Below are 22,643 nucleotides of genomic sequence, written 5' to 3' on the forward strand. Positions count from 1 at the left end.
ATGCGGCCCTCACAGAAGGTGTCGGCGGTCGACGGCCGCGGCCAGCGCGGCATGACCGGCGGAATTGGGATGCAGCCCGTCGCCGCTGTCGTACGCGGGCAGCATCCGCGACGGGCGTTCCGGGTCGCGCAGTGCCGTGTCGAAGTCGGCTACGGCGTCGAACACCCGGCCGGTCCGTACCGCCGCGTTGACCTGCTGCCGTACCGCTTCCAGCTCCGGTGTCCAGCGGGTCCAGCCCTCGAACGGGGTGACGGTCGCGCCGACCACCCGCAGCCCGGCGCTACGGGCGCGCAGTACCAGCTGCCGGTACCCGGCCAGGACGCGCGCCGGATCGGTCTGACTCGGCGGCTGCTGGAGGTCGTTGACGCCGAGATGGACGAGTACGGTCCGCAGCCCCGGAAGGGACAGCACATCGCGGTCGAAGCGTGCCTGTCCGCCCGGCCCGAACCGGGCGTCGTCCAGCAGCACCCGGTTGCCGCTGATGCCGAGATTGGCGACGGCCGAACCGGGAAGGCGCCTGGCCAGCTGGTCGGGCCAGCGCAGATCGGCGTCGTCCGGTGTGCCGACGCCCTCCGCTATGGAATCGCCGAGCACCGCGATCACCGGCCCGTGCGCACCCGTCACCTCGACACCCGTCAGCAGGAACACCGATGTGGTGCGCACGCCGTCGACGGTGTGCGAGGCATGGGTGTTGCGGTGGAAGGACAGCGGCCCGGTGGGCCCGGGGAGCCGGGTCTCCACGGTCAGCCGCGCCGCCTCGCCGGCACGCAGACCGGCGACCGGGTCACTGGTCAGCGAGGCGCCCGCGGCGATCCACGCCTGCCGTCGCCCGCCGAACGTCACCGGCCGGCCGCCCGCCGTCACCGGGCCGATCAGGACCGGGACCGTGCCGAAGGCGTGCCCGTAGCGCAGCCGGACCGTTCCGCCCGCCGACAGCCGTACGGTGGCCGTGAACGTGCCGTCGGTCAGCCCTGCGCTCGCCACCGCGTCGGCGGCGGTCGGCGCGGTCTGCGCGGTCGCCCAGGAAGCCGTCCAGCGCGACCGGCCCACGCCACTGCTCGCGGCCTCGGCGGCCTGCGCGCCCGGCGCCGTCGCGGCGACCGCCGCCAGACCGGCCGCCGCCGTCAGTACCCCACGTCTCGCGGGTCCTCGCCCGTTCACTGGGGGCACGCACCGGTCGGCGTGTACTCGCTGCCGTAGGTGCCGACCGCGTCGCCACCGGTGTTGCCGCTCATCGTGTTGGTGCACACCGGACCCTGCGGGGTGCGCATGAACTTGATGCCGCCGCCCGCGTTCCCGGTGATGGTGTTGCCGTAGATGCTCGTGTTGATGCCGTCGGTCGCGGTGTCGCCGCCGAGCCGGATGCCCGCGCCGACGTTGTCGTGAATGGTGTTGTAGCGGAAGATGTTGCCGCTGCCGCGCGCGTCCAGCCCACCGGAGCCGGCGTCCTTCTGGCCGCTGCAGTCGTTGTACTCGACGTAGTTGTTGGTCGAGTTCTCCTTCACGTCGACGCACTCATTGCCCTGGGTGGCGATGGTGTTGTGGTGGATGCGGTTGTCCTTGCTGATGTCGGGGGCCGCGTCCGGGGCGCCGTTCGCCCCTTGCTGCTCGGGGGCCGTACCGAGATAGATACCCTCGCCGTTCTTGCCGCCGCCACCGAACTTGAAGTCGTTGACCCCGCAGTTGGTGATCGTGTTGCCGGAGATGTCGGCGCCGGTCACCAGATAGCGCACCCGCAGGCATTCGTCGGCGGCGTTCTTCAGAGTCATCCCGGTGATGCGCAGGCCACCCACACCATTGCCCGCAGTCGTGCTCATGACATAGATGAGCTTGAGGCGGTACCCCGATACATCGGTGGACGATCCGTGCAGCCCGTCCACGGTGAAACCGCTGAGCGTCGTCGAGTCGTGCTGCACCTGAATGATCCGGGCGTCACCCGCCCCCTTCACGACGGCGTTCGACGGGCCGGTGATGGTGACGCCGGCGCGCTTGGTCACGACATCCTGCTTGTACGTACCGGCGGCGAGGTTCACCACCGAGCCCGTCGGCGCCAGGTCGACAGCCTTCTGGATCGTGGCGAGCGGGGCGCTCGCCGACGTACCGGCGTTGGAGTCGCTTCCGGACGGCGATACGTAGTACGCGGTGGCGGCTTCGGCGGCCACGGACGGCGGCGGGAAGGCGAGCGGGGCGCCGGCGGCAAGCGCGGCGACGAGAGTGGTGCGTAGTACATGGCTCATGGGGTGTGCCTCCTGGGGTCTGCGAAGGACAGAGCGAGTAGTACGGGGATGCTGGGGCCGAGGAGCAGGGGGCCCAGCGGTACGACGAGGGAGAGCAGCGCGGCGGAGATCACCGCGCCGAGCAGTGCGGTGCCACGGGCCGCGGACCCGAAGCCGAGGACCAGCGCACCGCGCGACCAGGTGCGGACCGTCCCGTGCGGCGACCGGCCCGCCTCGGCCGCGAGCGCCACATGATGAATGACCAGCGCAGCCGCGATGCCCACCTGCGCGGCGAGCAGCACGAACGTCCACGGCTCCGAACGGCTCAGCAGATGGACGATGTTGGCGGTCAGGACGATCCCCGCCGCTGTGGATGCCAGGGAGTGGCGCCACAGGGCCCTCCAGTACTGCGGGAAAGCGCTGAACGCGTTGGTGAAGCAATGACTGTCACCCTCCGCCCGCCACCGCTGCAGGGCGTGCCCCATTGCGGCGAGCGCGGGCAGCCACGTCACGACACCGAGCGACAGCACGGCGAACGCGGCCCCGGCAGCGGCCGGGTAGGCCACGAACTCCAGCCGCCGCAGCAGCGTCGGCCAGCCGGACGAGAGGGTTGCCTGCATGATCAGCCGACCTTTCCTGTGTACGGCTCCGGGACTTCGAGCAGCACGCGGCCGTCCAGTTCCAGCCGGGTGGCCGCCACTACATATGGGGCGCAGCCGTCGCCGCCGAGCAGCACCGCCGCGGCATCGGCCGCGACGGTGGCGGTACGGATGCGACGGGCGACGGGGGAGAGGAGCACGGTCTCCTCGCCGAAGGTGACGCCCTCGCCCTCCACGCACACGACCCGCTCGGCGGAGACGGACGCGGTGCCTGGGGTGATCGCGGTGAGGAAGAGACCGTTCGATGACCGCGCGGTCGTCGCACGCAGCGTGTGCAGCGTGCGGGTGAGGCGCAGCTCCGGCGTGCTGGATGTCGGATTGGCCTCGACCTCGGTGGCCTCGGAGACGATCGGAGCGTCGAGCGGCGCGAACTGCCGCACCAGCGCCGAGGCCGCCCCGGACCGGATCAGCCGACTGCCGTCCGGCTGCGGCTCGGTCGGCCGGTCGGTCTGGAGCAGGAACGTCCACTCCCGCTCCGTGTCCGCCTCGGCGAGGTCCAGCAGTACGAGCCGCCCCGACGGGGTGAACACCAGCGTCCGGTCCAGCCGCCGCACCCCCAGCCCGGGGTCGTACATCGCGGCGATCTCCGCCGTGGAATGCGCCCAGCCGCAGTCGGGGGCGACGAGCACATCACGCTGCCGGGCCTGCCGCTCGTAAGGGATGTCCTTGTAGACGTGGTACCGGTCCTCGTCCGCGTACCCCTGTCCGTCCACCAGCAGCAGGTTGTGGTGCGCGGCCCGCTTGCGGTTGCTGTAGCCCTCGTCGACCGCGAGGAACGCACCCTGCGAGACCAGCACGAACGAGCCGGAATCGGGGTGGTGGTGCCCCTGGTTGAGGGTCTCCCAGCCGCGCTCGGCCCGGTACTTCGCCGACGTCTCCCACGCCTTGTGGCCACCGCCGGGGCTCGCCTTGAACGAGACGAGCGTGGCGTCGTCGTCCCATCCGGTACGGGCCGCGAGCAGACCGAGATCCGGGAAGAAGGCCCTGGTCTCGGTGGGACGGGCGCCGGCCACGGACGGGTCGTACCAGAGGTATTCGAGGTAGGCCTCCGGAAGGATTCCCGGCCGCACCCCGCTCTCCGCGGCCTCCTGCCAGAGCAGTTCACCCGAGGCGAGATCGCCCATCCACTGCGCTTCCGGGATGCCGTACTGGGCCGCGAGACGGTAGTACAGACCGGCACTGTGCCCGCTGCGCCGGTCGTGGCAGTCGCCGTGGTCGACGTTGAACGCGAAGCCGGGGGCCATCTGGTGCAGCCGGTAGCGGAAGGTGCGGGAGAGGAAACCGCCCCGCCCCCACCAGTCGATGCCCTCCGCCTCCTGGAGAAGATCCAGATGGATGGCGAGGAAGGGCACGCCGTAGCGCCAGTAGACGACCCCCTCGGCGTGCGAACCGTCCTCGGGCATCAGGTCGAGGACCGTGCCGAGATTGTCCTTGGCACGCTCGGTCCACTCCTCCTTGCCCAGCACATAACCGGCCGTCGCCAGACCCGCGTAACAGATCCAGTTGTGGTTCTGCCAGTACGACGACGACCACCAGCCGCCCTCGCTCGCGACCGCGAACTCATACATCCGCCGTCCCTGGAGCAGCAGCTTGTACCGCAGCAGCGCCCGTACCCCGTCGGGCAGATCGTCGCCTATCCACCGGTACGCCAGAGACAGATGGTGCAGCAGCCAGCCGGCGTCCAGATCGTGGTCCGGCATATGGGCCTTGCCCCAGTGCGGCAGCCGCACCGCGGCCTCGATCCAGCGCCGGCTCTCCGCCAGATGGGCAGGGTCGCCGCCGACCCGGTAGGCCAGCGCAGGGTTGGAGGCGGCCGGGCCCAGCCAGGTGATGCTTGCGAGGGGGTGGGTACGCGGCGGGGTCAGCCCGCGGTGGCGGGCGGCCTCCTCGTACAGTCGCACCTCCTGCGCCAGCCGTGGGCCGGGCGGCGGGGTCGCCGAGAGCAACAAGGGTCAGTCCTCCGTCCGGAACCGTGCGGTGCTGCCGTCGGCCAGCGCGACCGTCAGCAGCCCGTCACCGTCCAGCTGTACGCCGGTGACGGCAGGGCCCGCCGATGCCGCCTGATACACCGAGGCGAAGGTGATCCGGTCCGACTTCGCGGTGAAGTCGACCCGGGTACGCATGCGCTGCGGATCGTCGGCCGGACCGGGGCCCGGCCGGGTGACCGGACGCACGGCCGCGCCGGGCGTGTGGGTGTGCCAGCCGTGCAGGGTCTCGTCGCCGTACCACGTGGTGCGCACCGGACCCGCGGCCTGGAGCTGTATGTCCAGTGCGACACCGGGACGCAGCTGCGCGATGAGCCGCCGCTCGTCCTCGGCACTCACGGTCAGCAGATCGACCAGATAGCTGTCGCCGAGCGCGACCCGCCGCACCGCACGCACACCTTCGTACGCCGTGGTCACCTCGGCGGTGACGGACGAACCGTCCGAGCCGAGCAACTTCCCCACACACTCGGCCTGTTCGGCGCCATCCACCCGGAAGGCGGGGTGCGCCTGGGTCGATGTATACAGATCACGGAACTCGGCGTGAGCGTAAGGCACTTGACCGGGGTCGGGCTGCCACGGGGTGGTGTCCCCGTACAGATACAACGACAGCTTGTCGCGATGCCCGTGCGAGCCGCCGTGCGGACCGAAGTCCAGCAGCGCATGGACACCCGCGTGGTGGAGCACCGCGTATCCGGCCGTCGCGAACACCGTGACCGGCGCCGGCGCCGGACGCTCCGGCAGCGGTGGCCCCGCGAACCAGCCGCCCAGCTCGCGGTCGAGCCCGTCGTCGTGCGCGCCGAGCTCCTCGCGGGCCCGCCCGGCCACCGCATCGAGGGCGGGCGAGGGAACAAACTGCTGTGCCAATGCGGCAAGTTCGAGCCACTCCAGCGCGAGCGGACCGCGCAGATACGGGCCGTCGTGCAGCGCGGGCAGAATGCCGCCCGGCGTGGCGATCGTGGCCAGTACGTCCGTCATCCCGGCCAGTACGTCCACCACATCGGACGGAACGGCCGCGGGGTCGGTGCCCCGCAGCGCCAGCAGCGCGGCCCGCAGCACGAACCCGTGGTAGTAGGTGCTGCCCTCCCACTCCCAGCCGTCATCGGCGACCGCGACCCTCAGGTGCGCATACAGCCCGTGCTCGCCCTCCAGCCACAGCTTGGCGCCGTCCCACTCCTGGCCACGGGCCGCGGCGGCGCCCCGACTCGCCGCCACACCTGCGGCGTTGAGCCACGCGGTGTAGTTGGAGGCGAGATGGCCCTGGCCGGTCAGCACATCCCTGGCGTCCAGCGCCGCCCGCTCCAGGTCGTCGAGGAGCGTCAGTACCGCCGCCAGATGTTCCGTGGACTCCTCGGCGAGCGTGATCACGGTGTGCCCGATGCTGACCGCCCAGATGGCGTCGGTCAGCGCCTGGTGGAAAAGCCGGCCGCGCAGCATCCAGGTCTGTGCCTCGCCGTGCTGCTCGGTGGCAAGCGACGCGTACAGACCCGCGTACTCGACGAGCCGCTCCACCGCCTGAGCACGCTCGCCCCGGTGGGCGAGCACCCGAAGGTGCCGCGCCCACGCCTGGTGCGACAGCACCAGCCAGGCACCGCGCACCGCCTCGTCGTCCACCCGGCAGCCGTACGCGCAGCGCGCACCGCCCGCCGGGAAGACCCCGGCGAGCAGGTCACCGTGGTCGAGCTCCACACCGTGCGCCGGGCAGACGTACGCGTGCCACCAGCCGCCCCGCTCCCGGGCGATGCGCCTCAACGCGGCCACACGCCACCGTCGATGTCCACCGTGGTGGCGGTGAGGAAGCCGGACGACGGCGACGCCAGATGCACGACCGCGGCGGCGACATCCTCCGGGGTGCCGGCCCGGCCGACCGGGATGCCCGCCTCCATCGCCTGCTGAGCCTCGGGCGCGGTGAACGTGTCGTGGAAGGCAGTGCCCTTGATGAAGCCGGGCGCCACTGTGTTGACCGTGATGCCGCTACCGCCGAGCTCCTTGGCCAGGCCCTTGGTGAAGCCGCGGACACCGGCCTTGGCCGCCGCGTAGGCGACCGAACCGGGGCCGCCGCCGTTGTGCGCGGCCAGCGAGGACATGGTGATGATGCGCCCGGCCGACGACTGTGTCAGATGGGGCAGCGCGGCCCGCACGGTGCGGAACGTCGACGTCAGATTGGTGGAGATGACCTGCTCGAAGTGGTCGTCGGACATCTCGGCGATCGTGGCCCGGCCGATCAGATGGCCCGCGTTGCAGACCAGCACGTCCAGGCCGCCGAGGAAGCCGGCCGCCTCCTCGACGAGCCGGTCCACATCGGCCGTCACAGTGACATCGGCCTTGAACGCCTTCGCCCTGCGGCCCAGCGCCTCGATCGCCGAGACCGTCTTTGCGGCCTCGTCGGCGGAGGAGTGGTAATGGACGGCGACATCGGCGCCGGCCTCGGCAAGAGCGACGGCGATGGCGCGGCCGATTCCGTGGCCCGCCCCTGTCACCAGTGCGCGGGAGCCGTTGAGATCAGCAGACATGAAGTGAAAACCTTTCGATAGCCGGCCGCTCGGGACCGGAACCGGTCACTTGAGACCGGCAGTTGCGAATCCCTGCACGAAATAGCGCTGGCCGATGAGGAAGAGAACGACCATGGGAAGGGTGGCCAGCGTGGTGCCGGCCATCAGGAAGTGCCACTGGGGGCCGTTCTCCGTCTTGAAGACGGAGAGTCCGACCTGGATCACCCGCAGGCTGTCGGTACGGGTGACCAGCAGCGGCCAGAGGAAGTTGTTCCACGACGACTCGAAGGTCAGCAGCGCCACCGTGGTGAGCGCGGGCTTGACCTGCGGCGTCATGATCCGGGCGTAGATCCGGAACTCGCCCAGACCGTCGAGCCTGGCCGCCTCCTCCAGCTCCACCGGAAGGTCCAGATAGAACTGACGGAAGAGGAAGACCGCGAAGGGGGTGACGGCGCCGGGAACGATCAGCGCCCACCAGGAGTCCAGCCAGCCGCTGCCGCCCTGGCCGAAGATGTCGTTCCCGCCGGCCAGCGGCATGAAGCGGACGATCAGGAACTCCGGCAGCACCTTGGTGTACGTCGGAATCATCAGCGCGGCGATGAAGGCGTAGAAGATGACCTCGCTGCCCCGGAATTTGATCCGCGCCAGCGAGTACCCGGCCATCGACGCCACCACCACATTGATGAGGGTGTGGCTGAACGCGATGATGAAGCTGTTGCGTGCGTATGTCGCGAACGGTGCCGCCTTCAGCGCGTCGACATAGTTCCCGAACGCCCAGTGTTCCGGAAGCAGTCCGGCGTCCTGTGAGGCGATCTCGACCGGCGTCTTGAGTGAGGTGAGCACCATCCAGACGAACGGCACCACCATCAGCAGCGAGACGACGGTGAGCGTCAGATAGAGCGCGATCCGGCCGACGGAGAGCGGCTTGCCCTTCATCTGTGGCCGGGCCTTCTCCACGGCCCCGGGCCTGTGCAGCTCAGTTGTGGCCACGGGTGCCTCCCATGATCCGCCGGTTGACCAGGGTGAAGCCCATCAGCAGCACGAACAGCACCAGTGACTGCGCACAGGCGTAGCCGATGCGGAACTCCCGGAAGGCGGACTTGTAGATCTCGAACGTCATCATCGTGGTGCTGTTGGCCGGGCCGCCGTCGGTCAGGATGTAGATCTGGTCGAACGACTGGAACGCGCTGATCATCGACGTGATGAGCACGAAGAACGTCGCGGGCTTCAGCAGCGGCAGGGTGATCGAGAAGAACTGCCGCACCTTGGACGCACCGTCCACCGAAGCCGCCTCGTACAGCTCTTTCGGCAGGGACTGAAGCGCGGCCAAGTAGATGAGCATCTTCATGCCGATGCCCTGCCAGATGCCGACCAGGATCACCGAAGGCATCGCCCACGATGTCGACGACAGCCAGGCCGGGCCTTGGATCCCGAGGAACGACAGAAGTGTGTTCAGCAGCCCGTTGCCCGGGTTGTAGATCCACAGCCAGACCAGGGCGATCGCGACGGTCGCCGTCACCTGGGGAATGAAGACCGCGGTACGGAAGATGCCCCGCGCCCTCAGCCCGGTGTGCAGCGCCAGGGCTACGAGCAGCCCCAGCATCATGCCGAACGGCACAGTGAAGAAGGTGTAGATGACGGTGTTGACGATGGATTTGCGGAACACCGCGTCGCCCATCATGTCCCGGAAGTTGTCCAGGCCCACGAACTGCGGCGCCGTCAGCACGTCGTACTTCGTGAAGGCCAGAACCACGGACATGACGACCGGCAGGCCGATCCAGAGCGAGGCATGCAGCAGCGCGGGTGCCACCATCAGCATGCCGGCGCGTTGCCTGCGGCGCCCCGGGCCGGTGGGTGCCCGGCCTGTGCGCTTCTTCGCGACCGTGTGCCCGGTCGGGGAAGGGGGCCGCGCGGGCCGCGCCTTCAATACGGATGTCGCTCCCACAGTGACGGGTCCTTACATCCGGCCGATGGCGGCCTCGGCGAGCCGGCCGAGTTCCGCGATGGCGTCCTTCGCGGACTGGTTGCCCACGATCGCGGGTTCCAGCGTGGGCTTGATCTTTTCGCGGATCTCCATCCAGGCAGCGGTGCCGCCCTCCGAACACGCGTCGCCCATGCTCTGCAGGGAGAGATCGACGAACTTGTTCTCCTTCACATAGCTGGAGTCGCTGAGATCCTTCAGCCCGGGAACCGAACCTCGCTGCTTGGCCGCACCGAGGATCGACTCGGGCGTCGCGAGGTACTCGACGAGGGCACGGGCCGCTGCCGGGTGCTTGGAACTGGCGGACTGGGTGACGAGGGTGCCGCCCTGGAGCATCGCGGGCTTGCGGTTGGCGAGGATGAACGCCCCGAGCTTGTCGTCCTTGAGGAGTTCCGGATTCTGTTCCCCGACCTGCCTCCACAGCGCACTGGACGTCATCATCATCGACGCCTTGCCGGTCTGTACGTTGGTCGGGGCCCCGAGGTCCGTCTTCTTGGCGTAGACGGCGGAGCCGTCCTTGATCAGGTCCTTGAAGAACTGCAGCGCCTCGACCCCGCGGGCGTCGGTGAACAGCACCTTCTTGCCGTCCGCGCTGAACAGCTGGCCGCCGTTGGCGAAGAGGAAGGTCTCCCAGCACTGGCGCAGATGGATGGAGAACGGGTCGAAACCGATCCGGCCGTCCTTGGTCAGCTGCTTGGCCACGGCGCGCAGTTCGGCCCAGTTCGCCGGGGTCTTCTTGATGCCGGCCTCGGCGAAGTGGTCCTTGCGGTAGACGACGATGCGGGTGTCGAGGACGACCGGCAGCGCGTACAGCTTGCCGTCGTACCGGGACGGCTCCAGCACCCGCTTCTCGTAGTCGTGCGCGGTGGCGAACTTCTCCGGCAGTTCGGCGATCGCCTTCTTCGCGGCGAACGGCGGGATCCAGCCCACGCCCATCATCAGCACGTCGGGCAGCAGACCGCCCGCGAGCCCCGTCGTGATCTTCTCGTTGAGCTGTTCGTACGTGGTGTAGTCCACGTTCACCTTGACATCCGGGTACTTCTTCCGGAACCCGCCGAGTATCTCCTTCTCCAACAGCGTCTTGCCGTCGGCGCCTTCGTAGATCGGGGTGAGCAGCGTGATCTCACCTTCGGCGGGGCCGTTGGCGGAGCCGGCTGTCGAAGTGCCGGTGCCGCACCCGCTGAGGGCGGCGGCAGCGGTGCCGGCGCCGATGGCAGCAAGCAGCGACCGTCGTTTGAGTTCCATGGGACACCCCTTTTGAGGTGGAGGCAGTGGATCGATCCAGCGATGGCAACCCAGCCATGGCTGAGAAGCGCTGGTAAATCGATGCACTGATGCTAGGAACGCCCCGAGAGAGACGTCAACAGCTGATGCACATGAATTTTCAGGGATGTTAACGGGTGTACCGGTGAACCGAGTCCAGTAAATCGATACACTGCTAAGGTCAGACGCGTTCCGAACCGGAGGTGGCATGAGCGGGGTAACGATCCATCAGGTCGCGGAGGCCGCGGGGGTCTCCGCGAGCACGGTCTCCAACGTCCTCAACGGGCGTACGGACCGTATGCAGGCGGCCACGCTGGCCCGCGTGGAGCAGGTGATCGAGCAGCTCAGCTACCGGCCCAACCGGGCGGCCCGGATGCTGCGCACGGGCCGCATCAAGGTCATCGGACTCATCGTGCCGTCCGTCGCCAACCCCTTCTGGGGGGCGCTCGCCCGTGAGCTGGAGGCCATCGCGCTCGCCGAGGGCTATCACGTCCTGCTCTGCAACAGTGAGCGCGATCCGGCCCGCGAGCTCAAGTACGGCGAGGAGCTGCTCGCGGACGGGGTCAGCGGAGTGGTGCTCTGCTCGTCGCTTCCCTCGCTCGACCATGTGACACCGCTGCTCAGCCGCGGACTGAAGATGGTCGCCTTCGACCGCACCGCGCAGGCGGGCGACCCGCCGTCGCTGGCCTCCATCAGTGTTGACAACGCGATGGGTGCCGAGCTCGCCACCCGTCATCTGATCGAACTCGGCCACCGCCGACTGGCGTTCGTCTCCGGCTCGGTCAACAGCGTCAACCGCCGTGAGCGGCTGCGCGGCTTCCGGGCCGCGCTGGAGTCGGCCGGTCTCGACCCGGCCGACGCGATCGTCTGGCCCGGCGCCGACACCACCGAGTTCGGTGACAAGGACGCCGCCGAACTGGGACGGAACGCGGCCAGGGAACTCCTCGGCGGACCGCGCCCGCCCACCGCGTTCGTTGCCATCAACGACATGTGCGCGATCGGGATCTGCCGGGGCGCCAAGGACGCCGGGTACAGCGCGGGACAGGACGTCTCCGTGGTCGGCTTCGACGACATTCTCCTCGCCGACCTCTTCGAGCCCCCGCTCACGACGGTTCGCCAGCCGCTGCCGGAGATGGCCGCGGAGACGTTCCAGCAGCTGCGGGCGCGGATCGACTCGGCACCTGCGGCGGGACGGTCGCTGCTCATCCGGCCCAGGCTGGTCGTACGGGAGTCGACGGCCCCGGCCCCGACCGGCGTGGCCGCCGTGATCCCGGGGCCGAGTGGGGCGGGGCAGCCGGTGACGGGCCGGTCGGCGTAAGGGGCAACGCCCAGGCCCCGGCCGACGCCTGCGTTTGCCGCGCCGGAGTGCGGCAGCGCCGGTGAGGCGTGACGGGGCCGTATCGCGTACCGGGAGTCGCCACTCTGTGGCGGCAGGATCTCGTCTTCGGACTGGAAACCACAGCCAGCCGGATCGCCCACCTCGTCACCGTCGACGCCCTCACCCAGACTCTTCTCACTCTGCGCGCAACCACAGCGGAACGGACTCTCCACCTCTCCGCCGACGTCACCGCCGACCACTCCTACTGACCCGCCCGTCGCTGCGACACGCAAGAGCGCGGCGATCAGGGATCACCGCGCCCTCATGTCTGCGTCGGGTGCCGGATGGTCAGGAGGCGGTGCAGGCATCGATCGTGGGCGCCGATGTGTTGCCGTTCGTCATGACGGTGAACCCGAAGCTCGTCGACGCCCCGGCGGCCAGGCTGCCGTTGCCGTTCGGCTTCATCGTCATCACATTGCCGCTGCTGTCCCAGGTGGGGCTTCCGTTCCAGGTCGTGGAGACCGACTGCGGCGAGGCCACGGCCACCGGCACCGACCAGCTGCTGATCGCGGAGCTCCCGGCCTTCACCGTCACCTGCCCGTTGAAGCGGTCGCTCCAGGTGTCCGTCTTGGCGTAGGTCGCTGTGCAGGTCGCGCCGCCGGTGCCGCCACCGCCGGTGCCGCCACCGCTGGAGCCGCCGAGTGCGGACAGCACCGCGTCGTACGCCGGCTTCTTGCTGTAGTTGTTGTCGAACAGCAGCGGGGTACCGCTGCTGCGCCACGAGTACTTGTCGGTGATGCCCCAGACGGTGATGCCGACGCAGCGCGACACAGCCAGACAGGCATTCACGACCTTGCCGTAGCCGGTGGCCTGGGCCGAGCCGGAACTCTCGATGTCCAGCTCGGTGATCTGCACATCGACACCCAGGTCGGCGAAGCGCTGCAGATTGGCCCGGTAGTCGCCGGGGACGGGGGAGGCACTGTTGAAGTGCGACTGGAAGCCCACGCAGTCGATCGGCACGCCGCGCTGCTTGAAGTCCTTCACCATGTCGTAGACCGCGTTGCTCTTCGCGTTCTGACCGTCGGTGTTGTAGTCGTTGTAGCAGAGCTTGGCGCCGGGGTCGGCGGCGCGCGCGGTACGGAACGCCTCCTCGATGTAGCCGTTGCCGAGCTTGTCCTGGAACGGTGAGCTGCGCCGTGCCCCGCTGCTGCCGTCCTGGAACGCCTCGTTGACCACGTCCCAGGCGTAGATCTTGCCCTTGTAGTGCGTCATGACCTGGGTGATGTGGTTGTTCATCGCCGAGCGCAGATCGTCGGTGCCGAGCCCGCCGACCCAGCCGGGCAGCTGCGAATACCACACCAGTGTGTGGCCGCGGACCTTCATGCCCTTGCCCTCGGCGTGGCTGACGATCTGGTCGGCGGAGCCGAAGTTGAACGAGTTACGGGTGGACTCGACAGCGTCCCACTCATCTCGTTCTCCGGTGTCACCGCCTTGAACTCGGTGTCCAGAGTGGAGGCGTACTGCGCCTCGCCGAGGTGGTTGGCCGCGACCGCCGTGCCGAAGTACCGTCCCTTTGCCGCCGCCGATGCGCCGAGCGTGCTCGCGGCGTTCGCCGTACCGGCCGGCGAGAGGACGCCGGCGGCGCCCAGCACACCTGCCGTGGTGAGGACGAGCGCCCTTCGGACCCGGTTGCCCAGCTACGGGCGTACTGAGCCGTGCGAGGAATTGACGATCACTTTCCAACCTCATCTTCCGGTTGCCGGACGGAGCGGAGCAAGCCGTCCGGACTGGGGATGGACCGTTCGCGGGGTTGTGCACACGCGACAGGGCACGCCGAAGAACGGCGTTTCTGCGACGGTGAGTTGACCGGTGAAGCAGGGGAGCGAGGGAGAGTATGCGCGCGCCGACGGGCAACGTCAACGCCACATTTCCGAAATATTTCGAAGACGAAAACCTCCCTGGTTTACTTCCTCTACTGCTTTGACCTGCAAATATGATCTCTGGCCAGGTTGATGTGCGCTCCAGGCATGGATGGATGCACGCAATGGCATCCGAGTATTACGAAAAGTGTACGAAACAAGTCCAGATGGCATGGTCGAATTTGGTCATGAGGGTCGCAATCATGCAGCTCGGGGTGCCGCTGACCTGGCATGTTCCCCATTGGAGTCCCGAAGTGGCCCGGTTTTTCATCGAAGGCTGCTCGCAGGGATGTCGAAATATTTCGAAACTCGTGCATGTGACGGCACGCGAGCCCTCTGGCGTCATCTGCCACGGCGGAGCGTGAGGCGGCCCAGGCGTGGATTCGGCGCGTTACATATCCGCGTGACAGTCGGCGTTCTGAAACGACGTTGGGGCGAGGGCTGCGACGTAAGGGCCGTGATGGCGGCTGGGGAATCCATAGATGGAGGCTCGCATGGTCACCGGGTTCGACCGTTATCGATATGTTACAGGCGTTACAGTATGGCGAAATCGATCCCGGCATGTAACGTGCGGGCATCCGGTCGGCGGTGAACCAACCGCACGGCAGTTCCGCGAGAGGGGTCCGTGTTGCACACTCGCCCAGTCCGCCGCGCAGTAGCGGCCACTGCACTGTTGATCGCATCGTCCACGGCGCTGTCCGCATGCGGGAGCGATGGCGCCGCCGGTGGTGCTGCCGCTCCCGCCGCCGATGTCACCGTCGCGGGTACACACGTCACCCGCGATGCGACACTCCACGCCTCCCTGCCCGCGGCCATCAGGTCCAGCGGCACGGTCCGGGTGGCCACCGACGTGCCGTATGCACCATTCGTCATGTTCAAGACCGAGGGAGAGCCCGAGCTCACCGGTCTCGACTATGACCTCGGCCAGGCGCTCGGAGCCAAGCTGGGGGTGCGATTCGCCTTCACCGCCCAGAAGTTCGAGGGCATGGTGCCCGCCATCCAGGCCGGCAAGTTCGACGTGGTCATGTCGGCGATGACCGATACCAAGGAGCGTCAGCAGGTCCTGGACTTTGTCGACTACTCCGTATCGGGCTCGGGAATCCTCGTCGCCAAGGGAAACCCGGACCGGATCGCCGGGCTCGACGATCTCTGCGACAAGAAGGTCGGTGCCGAGGCGGCCACCCACCAGCTGGAGGTGCTGAAGGCACATCAGGCCGCGTGCGCCGACGCAGGCAAGGGGGCCATCTCCATCCAGACGTTCCCGAAGGATTCCGACGCCCAACTCGCCCTGCGCTCACGGAAGGTAGCCGCTGATCTGGTGACGAAGCCCGCCGCCGGCTGGACGGCGAAGACCGCCGACGGCGGCCGCGCCTTCGAGGTGGTCGAGGACCCCGCCGCAGGCGGCGGCTACGAGGCAACCCCCAACGGCATCGGCGTCAGTAAGCGGCTCCCGGGACTGACCGACGCGATCCAGAAGGCCGTACAGGCCCTCATCGACGACGGCACGCTCGGCAAGATCTGCGACAAGTACGGCGCCGCCTCCATCGCGGTGAAGCAGGCCACCAAGAACGCGGCGGTGTCCTGACATGGCCGCCCTCACACCCGCCGGGGCCGTCCGCCGCGCCCAGGCCCCCGCACTGCCTGCCGGGGAGAGCCTCACCGTCGTACCGGTCCGCCACTGGGGCCGATGGCTGGCCGCCGCGGCAGCCGTCACCGCCCTCGTCGGCCTGAGCGGCTCCCTCGCCGGGAACAAGAACCTGCACTGGGACATCGTCGGGCACTACGTCTTCGCCGACCTCGTCTTCAACGGCCTGGCCACCACCCTGTGGCTCACCGCGGCAGCCATGGCCGTCGGCCTCGGACTGGGCGTTCTCGTGGCCGTGATGCGTCTGTCGTCCAACCCCGTACTCCGCGCCCTGGCCAATGCGTTCGTCTGGGTCTTCCGCGGCACCCCGCTACTGGTCCAGATCATTTTCTGGGGATACGCCGGCGCCCTCTACAAACACATCCTGATCGGCATCCCGTTCACCCACATCACCTTCCTGGACATGGACACCAACACGGTGCTCACCCCCGCAGTCGCCGCACTCCTGGCACTGGGGCTGAACGAGGCGGCGTACACGAGTGAGATCGTCCGCGCGGGAATCCAGTCCGTCGACGCGGGACAGACGGAGGCTGCCCACTCGCTCGGCATGCGACCGGCACTGACCACCCGGCGCATCGTGCTGCCCCAGGCCATGCGGGTCATCATCCCTCCGCTGGGGAACGAGACGATCAACATGCTCAAGATGACCGCTCTGGTCTCGGTGATCTCCGCCCACGACCTGATGTCCAACATCCAGGACGTGTACGCCCAGAACTACCAGGTCATCCCCATGCTCGTGGTCGCCAGCATCTGGTACCTGATCCTCGTCACGGCGCTGGGTCTGCCGCAGTCCTGGCTGGAGCGCCGCTACGGCCGTGGCGCGGCCCCCGCCGCCCCTGCCACCGGTCCGCTGCAACGCCTCGTCACGGGCGCCGCACTCCGGATCTCCCGCCCCGGCCCCGCCGCATCGACCGACACGAAGGGATGAGAGTGGAAACGCCGATGGTGCACGCCGAGGGCGTGCGCAAACACTTCGGGAAGGTCTCCGTGCTCCGGGGCATCGACCTGACTGTCGAACGCGGCCGCGTCTGCTGCCTGCTGGGCCCTTCCGGCTCGGGGAAGTCCACGTTCCTGCGCTGCATCAACCATCTGGAGAAGATCGACGGAGGCAGCCTGTCCGTCGACGGCGCCCCGGTCGGCTACCGGCAGCAGGGCAACCGGCTGTACGAGCTGAAGGAACGCGAGATCGCCCGCGCCCGCCGCGACATCGGGATGGTGTTCCAGCGGTTCAATCTCTTCCCGCACATGACAGCGCTGGAGAACGTCATGGAGGCGCCCGTGAAGGTCGCGGGTGTCACCAGGGCCGAGGCACGCGCCGACGCCCTGCGGCTGCTGGACCGGGTCGGCCTCGCCGACCGTGCCGAGCGCCATCCGGCCCAGCTGTCCGGCGGCCAGCAGCAGCGCGTCGCGATCGCCAGAGCCCTCGCGATGAAGCCCGAACTGATGCTCTTCGACGAACCCACGTCGGCTCTGGACCCGGAACTGGTCGGGGAAGTACTCGACGTGATGCGGCAGTTGGCCGCGGAAGGGATGACGATGGTCGTCGTCACACACGAGATCGGATTCGCCCGGGAGGTCGCGGACACGGCCGTCTTCATGGACGGCGGTGTCGTGGTCGAGGCCGGTGACCCCCGGCAGGTACTCGGCGATCCCCAGCAGGAACGCACCCGTACCTTCCTGTCGAAGGTCCTGTGATGCCCGAGGTACGGCAGCGGGGCACGGCGGCCCAGCTGCTCCCCGACGCCCTCGCCCTCCAGCCCCGCTACCTGGCAGACCTGGAACATCTGGTGTCCATCGACTCGGGCTCGTACAGCCCTGAAGGGGTCAATCGCATCGCGACATGGACCGTGCGGCGCCTGACCGGTCTGGGGTTCGAGGTGGACCGGTCGCCCGTCACGGCCCCGGGCCACGACACGCACTTCGGTGACCTGGTGGTGGGGCGGCTGCGCGGCCGGCTTCCCGTCGAACAGGGCGGACGGCGCATCCTTCTCGCCGGACACATGGACACCGTCTTCGACGACGGGACGGCGGCGCAGCGCCCCTTCACCCGTACCGGCCCGCTCGCCCACGGCCCCGGAGTCAGCGACGACAAGGGCGGCCTGCTGGCCGGCCTCACCGCCGCGGAACTCCTGCTGCGCCGGGGGATGACGGACTTCGCGGAGCTCGTCTTCCTCGCCACCCCCGACGAGGAGATCGGCTCCCCTGCCAGCCGCCGGGTGACCGCGGAGCTCGCCGCCGCCGTCGACTTCGGGCTGGGCCTGGAGTGCGCCCGGGAGAACGGCGACCTCGTCATCGCCCGCAAGGGGGTCGCGGACTTCCTGATCACCGTCACGGGACGGGCCGCCCACGCCGGCATCGAACCGGAACGCGGAGCGAACGCCGCGCTCGCCGCCGCGCAGCTGCTCATCGCCTGCCAGCAGATGAACGGACGCTGGGGCGACGTCACGGTCAATGTGGGGATGATCCGGGCCGGCAGCCGTATCAACATCGTCTGCCCCGAGGCCGAGTTGCATGTGGAAGTACGCTCCTCGACCGGATCGGGCATCCAGCGCGCCCGGCAGGCCATCGAGGCCGCCGCCGCCCAGCTGACCGTACCGGGCACCACTGCCACCGTGCGGCAGACGGAAGCATGCCCGGCGATGGAGGACACCCCGGCGGCCCGCACCGTGTTCGCCCGAGCCCGGGAAGCCGGGGCCGAGCTCGGCCTCGACCTGGGAGCCGCTGCCACCGGTGGCGTCGGCGACGCCAACACCATCGCCGGAGCCGGGGTGCCGACGCTCGACGGCCTCGGCCCGGTCGGCGGCGGTGACCACAGCCCGGAGGAGTGGCTGGACGTGACCACGGTCCCGCCCAGGATCGCCCTGCTGGCGGCACTGATCACGGCTCTCGGCTCCACCGACGACAGCTGACCCGGATACCCGGAGCACGCCGATCCGCGTAATCTGAACCCCTTTGGAAAGGTGGCCCGGCCCATGTCCTCACTCGCCGAAGAGATCCGGCAACGGTTCGGTGACCTCAGCCCCGCCGAACGCAAGGTGGCCCGGGTGCTTCTCGCCGGCTACCCGTCGGCCGGTTTCGAGACGGTGGCCACACTCGCCGAACGCGCCGCGGTGAGCGCGCCCACGGTGATCCGTTTCGTCAACCGGCTCGGATACAAGGGGTTCCCCGACTTCCAGGCGGCGCTGCGGGGGGAACTGGAGGAACGCAGCGCCTCACCTCTGCAGCTGTACAGCACGCGGGGATATGGCACCACGCCACCCGGTGCACAGGACGAGGAGGGGCGGGACACCGCGCACCCCGAGGGCGGACAGGACGTCTTCAGCTCCGAGGTCGCCCGTACGCTGCGGGAACTGCCGCCCCACGACGTGCAGGCGGCGATCTCCCTGCTCTGCCACCCCAAGCGTCGCATCATCCTGGCCGGCGGCCGGTTCACGCATCTGCTGGCGCAGTATCTGGGGCTGCACCTCATGCAACTGCGCAGCGACGTGGTCATCCTGCCGGACCGTGACGTGGAGCGCACCGCCGTCCTGGCGGGTCTCGGCAGGCAGGACGTCCTCGTGGTTTTCGATTACCGGCGCTACGAACCGGACAAGATCGTCATCGCCGAGATGGCCGCGCAGTGCGGAAGCAAGATCGTCCTGTTCACCGACGCCTGGCTCTCGCCGGTGACCAACCTCGCCGATGTCGTCCTGCCCAGTCATGTCGCCGCGCCTTCGCCGTACGACAGCATGGTCCCGACGCTGGCCACCGTCGAGACGGTGCTCGCCGGGGTGCTCAGGCAGCTCGGCGAGGAGGGGCGCAGCCACCTGGAGCACAGCGAGGACGTGTCCCGCCGGGCAGGCATCCAGCCGGACGACTCCGGGCCGGTCTGAGACGGTGGCGTATCGGGTGCGCTGTCGAGTGCACGCCTGCACGCTCAGACGCGATTGACGCGGTACACGTCCCGTACACAGAGGTTGAGGACCGTGGCGGCCACGATGGCACCGGCACAGACCAGGAGCACGGTCCGATCGGCCCAGGCATGTGCGGCGAGCGCGGTGACGAGGTAGCCGAGCGGGATGGCGATACGCTCCCCGACACCGTTGAACGAGCTCATGCGGCCCAGCTCCTCCTGGGGCACGTGCTGTTGGAGCGCGGTGGTCCACGCCACGATGGCGACATCCAGCCCGACGCCCGCGAGCACGGCACTGAGCAGCACCCAGGGCAGGTCCAGGCCCATTCCCAATGCCGCCGGTGGCAGGCAGAGCCCGGAGCCGGTGATGACGGCAACGGCCAGCAGGCGGTGGGGCTTCCAACGCAGGCACACCACCGTCCCCGCCAGCAGCCCGAATGCGAACGTGCCCTGGACGAGCCCCCAGAAACGCGCCCCCGAGTAGTGCTCGGCGGCGATGACCGGGCCGAGGAGCTGAAAGCCGGCGAGCCATGCGGCGACCACGACCGTTCCGGCGGCGGTGTACGTCCACAGCCAGGTGCGGGAGCGGAAGCCGGACCAGCCCGCCCGCAGGTCGGCCAGAGCACTGCCCGTCGTGACCGGTGTGCTCAGCCGCAGGCCGAGCAGCAGGAGCGCTGCGATCAGGAAGGTGAGCGCATCCCACGACAGGGCCCACGCCGGGCCGCCGACCGCGACGATCAGACCTCCGACGACGGGGCCGAGCACCTTGACGGCATTGTTCGGAAGCCGGACCAGCGCATTGGCCTGCTGCAGGTGCTCCGCCGCGACGAGCTGCCCCACCACGCCGATCGCGGCCGGTGCGGTGAAGGCCACGGCGACCCCCGACGCGAAGCCGCACGCGGCGATCGAAGCGGTCGTCGCATGATGCGTGGCCACCAGCACGGCGAGCACCCCCTCGCGGCCGCGGACAGGAGGTTGCCCAGAAACAGAATCCGGCTGCGCGACAGACGATCCGCGAGGACGCCGCCCGCGACGGTGAAGACGATCGTCGGTACGGAGTTCGTGGCCAGCACGACGCCGAGCGACCCGGCTCCGCCGCCCTGTCCGATCACCGCATAGGCGAGCGCGAGGGGAGCCATAGCGGACCCGGTCGCCGAGACGAGATTGGCGAGAACGAATCGCCGGAAAGCGACAACTCGCAGTGGTTTCAAGGGAGTTGTAGGAATTTCAACTGTGGCTTTCATGTTCCTCCTGAGGTCGCCCGGCGGGCACCCTACCCTGCTCTCAGGAGCAGTCGAAGCGGTGCGTGTACGGTCCCCCCGGGCAGGTGGGGCACTCGAACAGGTACACACCCCCGAGGTCGCCCAGGACCAGCCCCGCGCCTTCGTACGGCCGTGCCGCGGTCCTCCACCGGATCCCGGGCCCGTCGCGACCGGGCACCACGGCTCGCGCACCGGCCATGAGATACACCGGGTCGCACATGCCCGCCGCCGTCACATGCGTTGCTCGGCCAGGTCGAGCCAGTGCTCGACGTCGCCCGGAGCGAAGTGCCTGATGGCCCAGTCGACCATGCGCAGACTCATATGCGCCCAGGAGGGGCGCAGGACATCGTCGGGCAGGCCGTCCAGAATGTCGTTGAGGCGGCAGGTGACGCCCGGGGGCTGTGCGTCGGCATGCAGCCCGAAGCGCAGGGTGACCAGGTCGAAACGGCGGTCGCCCCGTCCGGCGCCGTCCCAGTCGATGACGCCGGTGACCGAACCGTCGAGGGCGAGCAGGTTGCCGTGGTGAAAGTCCTGGTGCACGACGTCGTCCCCGGGCAGTTGGCGTGGGTGATCGGCCCCGACCGACTTGACCCGGTGCTCCAGGGCACCGCTGCGCCGGCTGTGCCGACGCAGCGGCTCGTGAAGGCAGTAGCCGGGGCCGTCGTCGAGCAGATACAGGTTCATCAACGGGACATCCGTACGTGCCGCCAGCAGCCCCGCCTGCGACTCGTTGAGGGCGAGTGCCTGATCCAGCCCGTGGTGGTCCAGACATTCCATCGGCGCGCCCGGCATGCACTCCTGGACCAGAACGACCGCGTTGTCCACCTGGACCGCCAACTCCGTCGACGGGCAGGGATACCCGTGCGCGTGCAGCACTTCGCACACCGTCAACGGTCCAGCCCGCAGATCCTTGAGCCGCGTAAGCTGTCGCCACTTGAGCACGGACCGGTGACCGTCGGGCCAGCGCACGTACGCGGCACCGACCTGCCCTCCCGGACAGGGCCCCTCCACCACCAGCCGGATACCTGTCTCGGCGTACAGGGCCTCTGTCAGCCGGTCGGCATCAAGCCGCTCGGCGCGCGTCCAGTTCTGCGGAGATGTGGTCATCGGAGCATTCTCCGTCGCGGGAACCCGCCCCGTGGAGGGGGGTGCCGACGCCGCTCCGCCGTCCCCGGACGGTCCGACGTCACAAAAATGCCTTGCCCACGATGCCGCGCCGGTCCCACCATCTGCCCATGGAATCGATCACCGCCCCGCTGCCGCCGACCTCCGCCGCCCGTTCGGTGCGCGGTCAGCAGCAGCCCGGCCGACTGCGGAGACCGAATCCCGCACGCGCATGATCGCCGTCCTGGTCGCGGGACTTCTGGCCGGGTACGGCATTGCCATACCGGTGGGGGCGGTCGGGACCTACTTGGTGGGCCTCACCGCCCGGACGTCTCTGAGGACGGGAGTCTGTGCGGCCCTGGGTGTCGCAACCGCCGACGGTCTCTATGCGGTCGTCGCGGTGGTGGGGGGTTCCTCGCTCACTCATGTCCTCGCGCCGGTCATGGTGCCTCTGCGATGGGCGTCGGCGCTGGTGCTGATCGCGCTGGCGGTCCGTGGCGCTACGACGGCGATCGCGCGATACCGAGGGCGGCGGACAGCGGCCCGGATCGGGACGGACCCTGTCGGTCCGGCACGGTCCTACCTGATGCTGCTCGGGATGACGATGATGAACCCCGCCACTGTCATCTACTTCGCGGCGCTGGTGCTCGGCAGCCGTACGACAGCCGACGCCGACCGCCTGGAGCGGGTGGTGTTCGTACTCGCCGCCTTTGTGGCGTCGGCCAGTTGGCAGCTGCTGCTCGCCGGTGGGGGAGCACTGCTCGGCCGGGTGGTGACGAGCAGTCGCGGGCAGCTCGTCACCGCCCTGGTCTCCAGCGTCCTCATCACAGCACTCGCCGTCCAGCTGCTGTGACCGTGCCGGAGAAGGGGGACGGCCCTTCCCCGGCACGGCCGGCCAATGGCTCGACAT

The 22,643-nt window shown here is 69.0% G+C and carries 19 protein-coding genes and 2 pseudogenes; 8 read left to right on the plus strand and 13 right to left on the minus strand.

Going from position 1 to position 22,643, the window contains the following annotated elements:
- Positions 1–9 precede the first annotated feature (9 nt).
- Genes ACGFU7_RS17800 through ACGFU7_RS17840 form a run of 9 tightly spaced genes read right to left on the minus strand, consistent with a single transcriptional unit; the run spans position 10 to position 10,575 of the window.
- Positions 10–1,161, minus strand: a complete 1,152-nt coding sequence (locus ACGFU7_RS17800) for an SGNH/GDSL hydrolase family protein (protein ID WP_393696811.1) — start codon at positions 1,159–1,161, stop codon at positions 10–12.
- The gene (locus ACGFU7_RS17805) at positions 1,158–2,237 is read right to left on the minus strand and encodes a DUF1565 domain-containing protein (protein ID WP_393696813.1); all 1,080 of its coding nucleotides are present in this window, start codon (positions 2,235–2,237) and stop codon (positions 1,158–1,160) included. The genes ACGFU7_RS17800 and ACGFU7_RS17805 overlap by 4 nt, the downstream gene beginning before the upstream one ends.
- A complete protein-coding gene (locus ACGFU7_RS17810; RefSeq protein ID WP_393696815.1) occupies positions 2,234–2,836 on the minus strand; it encodes a DUF624 domain-containing protein in 603 nt (200 codons plus the stop codon). Before ACGFU7_RS17810 ends, ACGFU7_RS17805 begins: the two co-directional genes overlap by 4 nt.
- A gap of 2 nt (positions 2,837–2,838) precedes the next feature.
- A complete protein-coding gene (locus tag ACGFU7_RS17815; RefSeq protein ID WP_393696817.1) occupies positions 2,839–4,824 on the minus strand; it encodes a hypothetical protein in 1,986 nt (661 codons plus the stop codon).
- A gap of 3 nt (positions 4,825–4,827) precedes the next feature.
- Positions 4,828–6,618, minus strand: coding sequence for a heparinase II/III family protein (locus ACGFU7_RS17820; protein WP_393696819.1), 1,791 nt, complete (start codon positions 6,616–6,618; stop codon positions 4,828–4,830).
- Complete coding sequence (locus ACGFU7_RS17825) at positions 6,606–7,370, minus strand: SDR family NAD(P)-dependent oxidoreductase (RefSeq protein ID WP_393696821.1); 765 nt, start codon at positions 7,368–7,370, stop codon at positions 6,606–6,608. Before ACGFU7_RS17825 ends, ACGFU7_RS17820 begins: the two co-directional genes overlap by 13 nt.
- 45 nt (positions 7,371–7,415) lie before the next feature.
- Positions 7,416–8,339, minus strand: a complete 924-nt coding sequence (locus ACGFU7_RS17830) for a carbohydrate ABC transporter permease (protein ID WP_393696823.1) — start codon at positions 8,337–8,339, stop codon at positions 7,416–7,418.
- Positions 8,326–9,294, minus strand: a complete 969-nt coding sequence (locus ACGFU7_RS17835; protein ID WP_393696825.1) for a carbohydrate ABC transporter permease — start codon at positions 9,292–9,294, stop codon at positions 8,326–8,328. Before ACGFU7_RS17835 ends, ACGFU7_RS17830 begins: the two co-directional genes overlap by 14 nt.
- Before the next feature lie 12 nt (positions 9,295–9,306).
- Complete coding sequence (locus ACGFU7_RS17840) at positions 9,307–10,575, minus strand: ABC transporter substrate-binding protein (RefSeq protein WP_393696827.1); 1,269 nt, start codon at positions 10,573–10,575, stop codon at positions 9,307–9,309.
- A 226-nt stretch (positions 10,576–10,801) separates the two neighbouring features.
- Between ACGFU7_RS17840 and ACGFU7_RS17845 the strand changes: the two genes are divergently transcribed.
- Positions 10,802–11,911, plus strand: a complete 1,110-nt coding sequence (locus ACGFU7_RS17845) for a LacI family DNA-binding transcriptional regulator (RefSeq protein ID WP_393696829.1) — start codon at positions 10,802–10,804, stop codon at positions 11,909–11,911.
- Between the two features lie 68 nt (positions 11,912–11,979).
- Entirely contained in the window at positions 11,980–12,180 is a 201-nt protein-coding gene (locus tag ACGFU7_RS17850; protein ID WP_393696831.1) for a hypothetical protein, read from the plus strand.
- 79 nt (positions 12,181–12,259) lie between these two features.
- On the opposite strand, the pseudogene ACGFU7_RS17855 reads toward ACGFU7_RS17850, so the two are convergent.
- Positions 12,260–13,608: pseudogene (locus ACGFU7_RS17855) on the minus strand (endo-1,4-beta-xylanase).
- A gap of 895 nt (positions 13,609–14,503) precedes the next feature.
- Between ACGFU7_RS17855 and ACGFU7_RS17860 the strand changes: the two are divergent.
- From ACGFU7_RS17860 to ACGFU7_RS17880, 5 genes are all read left to right on the plus strand, one after another.
- Complete coding sequence (locus tag ACGFU7_RS17860) at positions 14,504–15,415, plus strand: ABC transporter substrate-binding protein (RefSeq protein WP_393696833.1); 912 nt, start codon at positions 14,504–14,506, stop codon at positions 15,413–15,415.
- Between the two features lies 1 nt (position 15,416).
- Entirely contained in the window at positions 15,417–16,403 is a 987-nt protein-coding gene (locus ACGFU7_RS17865) for an amino acid ABC transporter permease (protein ID WP_393696835.1), read from the plus strand.
- A gap of 14 nt (positions 16,404–16,417) precedes the next feature.
- Positions 16,418–17,170: an amino acid ABC transporter ATP-binding protein gene (locus tag ACGFU7_RS17870; RefSeq protein WP_393696837.1), complete on the plus strand. Its 753-nt coding sequence runs from the start codon at positions 16,418–16,420 to the stop codon at positions 17,168–17,170.
- Positions 17,170–18,384: a M20/M25/M40 family metallo-hydrolase gene (locus tag ACGFU7_RS17875; protein ID WP_393696839.1), complete on the plus strand. Its 1,215-nt coding sequence runs from the start codon at positions 17,170–17,172 to the stop codon at positions 18,382–18,384. Before ACGFU7_RS17870 ends, ACGFU7_RS17875 begins: the two co-directional genes overlap by 1 nt.
- Positions 18,385–18,447: 63 nt before the next feature.
- Positions 18,448–19,347: a MurR/RpiR family transcriptional regulator gene (locus tag ACGFU7_RS17880; protein WP_393696841.1), complete on the plus strand. Its 900-nt coding sequence runs from the start codon at positions 18,448–18,450 to the stop codon at positions 19,345–19,347.
- Between the two features lie 44 nt (positions 19,348–19,391).
- Here ACGFU7_RS17880 and ACGFU7_RS17885 read toward each other — a convergent pair whose 3' ends face one another.
- From ACGFU7_RS17885 to ACGFU7_RS17895, 3 genes and pseudogenes are all read right to left on the minus strand, one after another.
- Positions 19,392–20,303 (minus strand): MFS transporter, encoded by a 912-nt coding sequence (locus ACGFU7_RS17885; RefSeq protein ID WP_393696843.1) that lies wholly within the window; start codon positions 20,301–20,303, stop codon positions 19,392–19,394.
- Between the two features lie 80 nt (positions 20,304–20,383).
- A pseudogene (locus tag ACGFU7_RS17890) lies at positions 20,384–20,611 on the minus strand (MFS transporter); the annotation flags it as partial.
- A gap of 249 nt (positions 20,612–20,860) precedes the next feature.
- A complete protein-coding gene (locus ACGFU7_RS17895) occupies positions 20,861–21,736 on the minus strand; it encodes a phosphotransferase (RefSeq protein WP_393696844.1) in 876 nt (291 codons plus the stop codon).
- A gap of 229 nt (positions 21,737–21,965) precedes the next feature.
- Between ACGFU7_RS17895 and ACGFU7_RS17900 the strand changes: the two genes are divergently transcribed.
- Positions 21,966–22,586 carry a LysE/ArgO family amino acid transporter gene (locus ACGFU7_RS17900; protein ID WP_393696846.1) on the plus strand — a complete coding sequence of 207 codons (621 nt, stop codon included), beginning with the start codon at positions 21,966–21,968 and terminating at the stop codon, positions 22,584–22,586.
- Positions 22,587–22,643: the final 57 nt, after the last annotated feature.

Source organism: Streptomyces sp. NPDC048473 (assembly GCF_043200155.1).
In the GTDB taxonomy this organism is placed as follows: Bacteria; Actinomycetota; Actinomycetes; order Streptomycetales; family Streptomycetaceae; genus Streptomyces.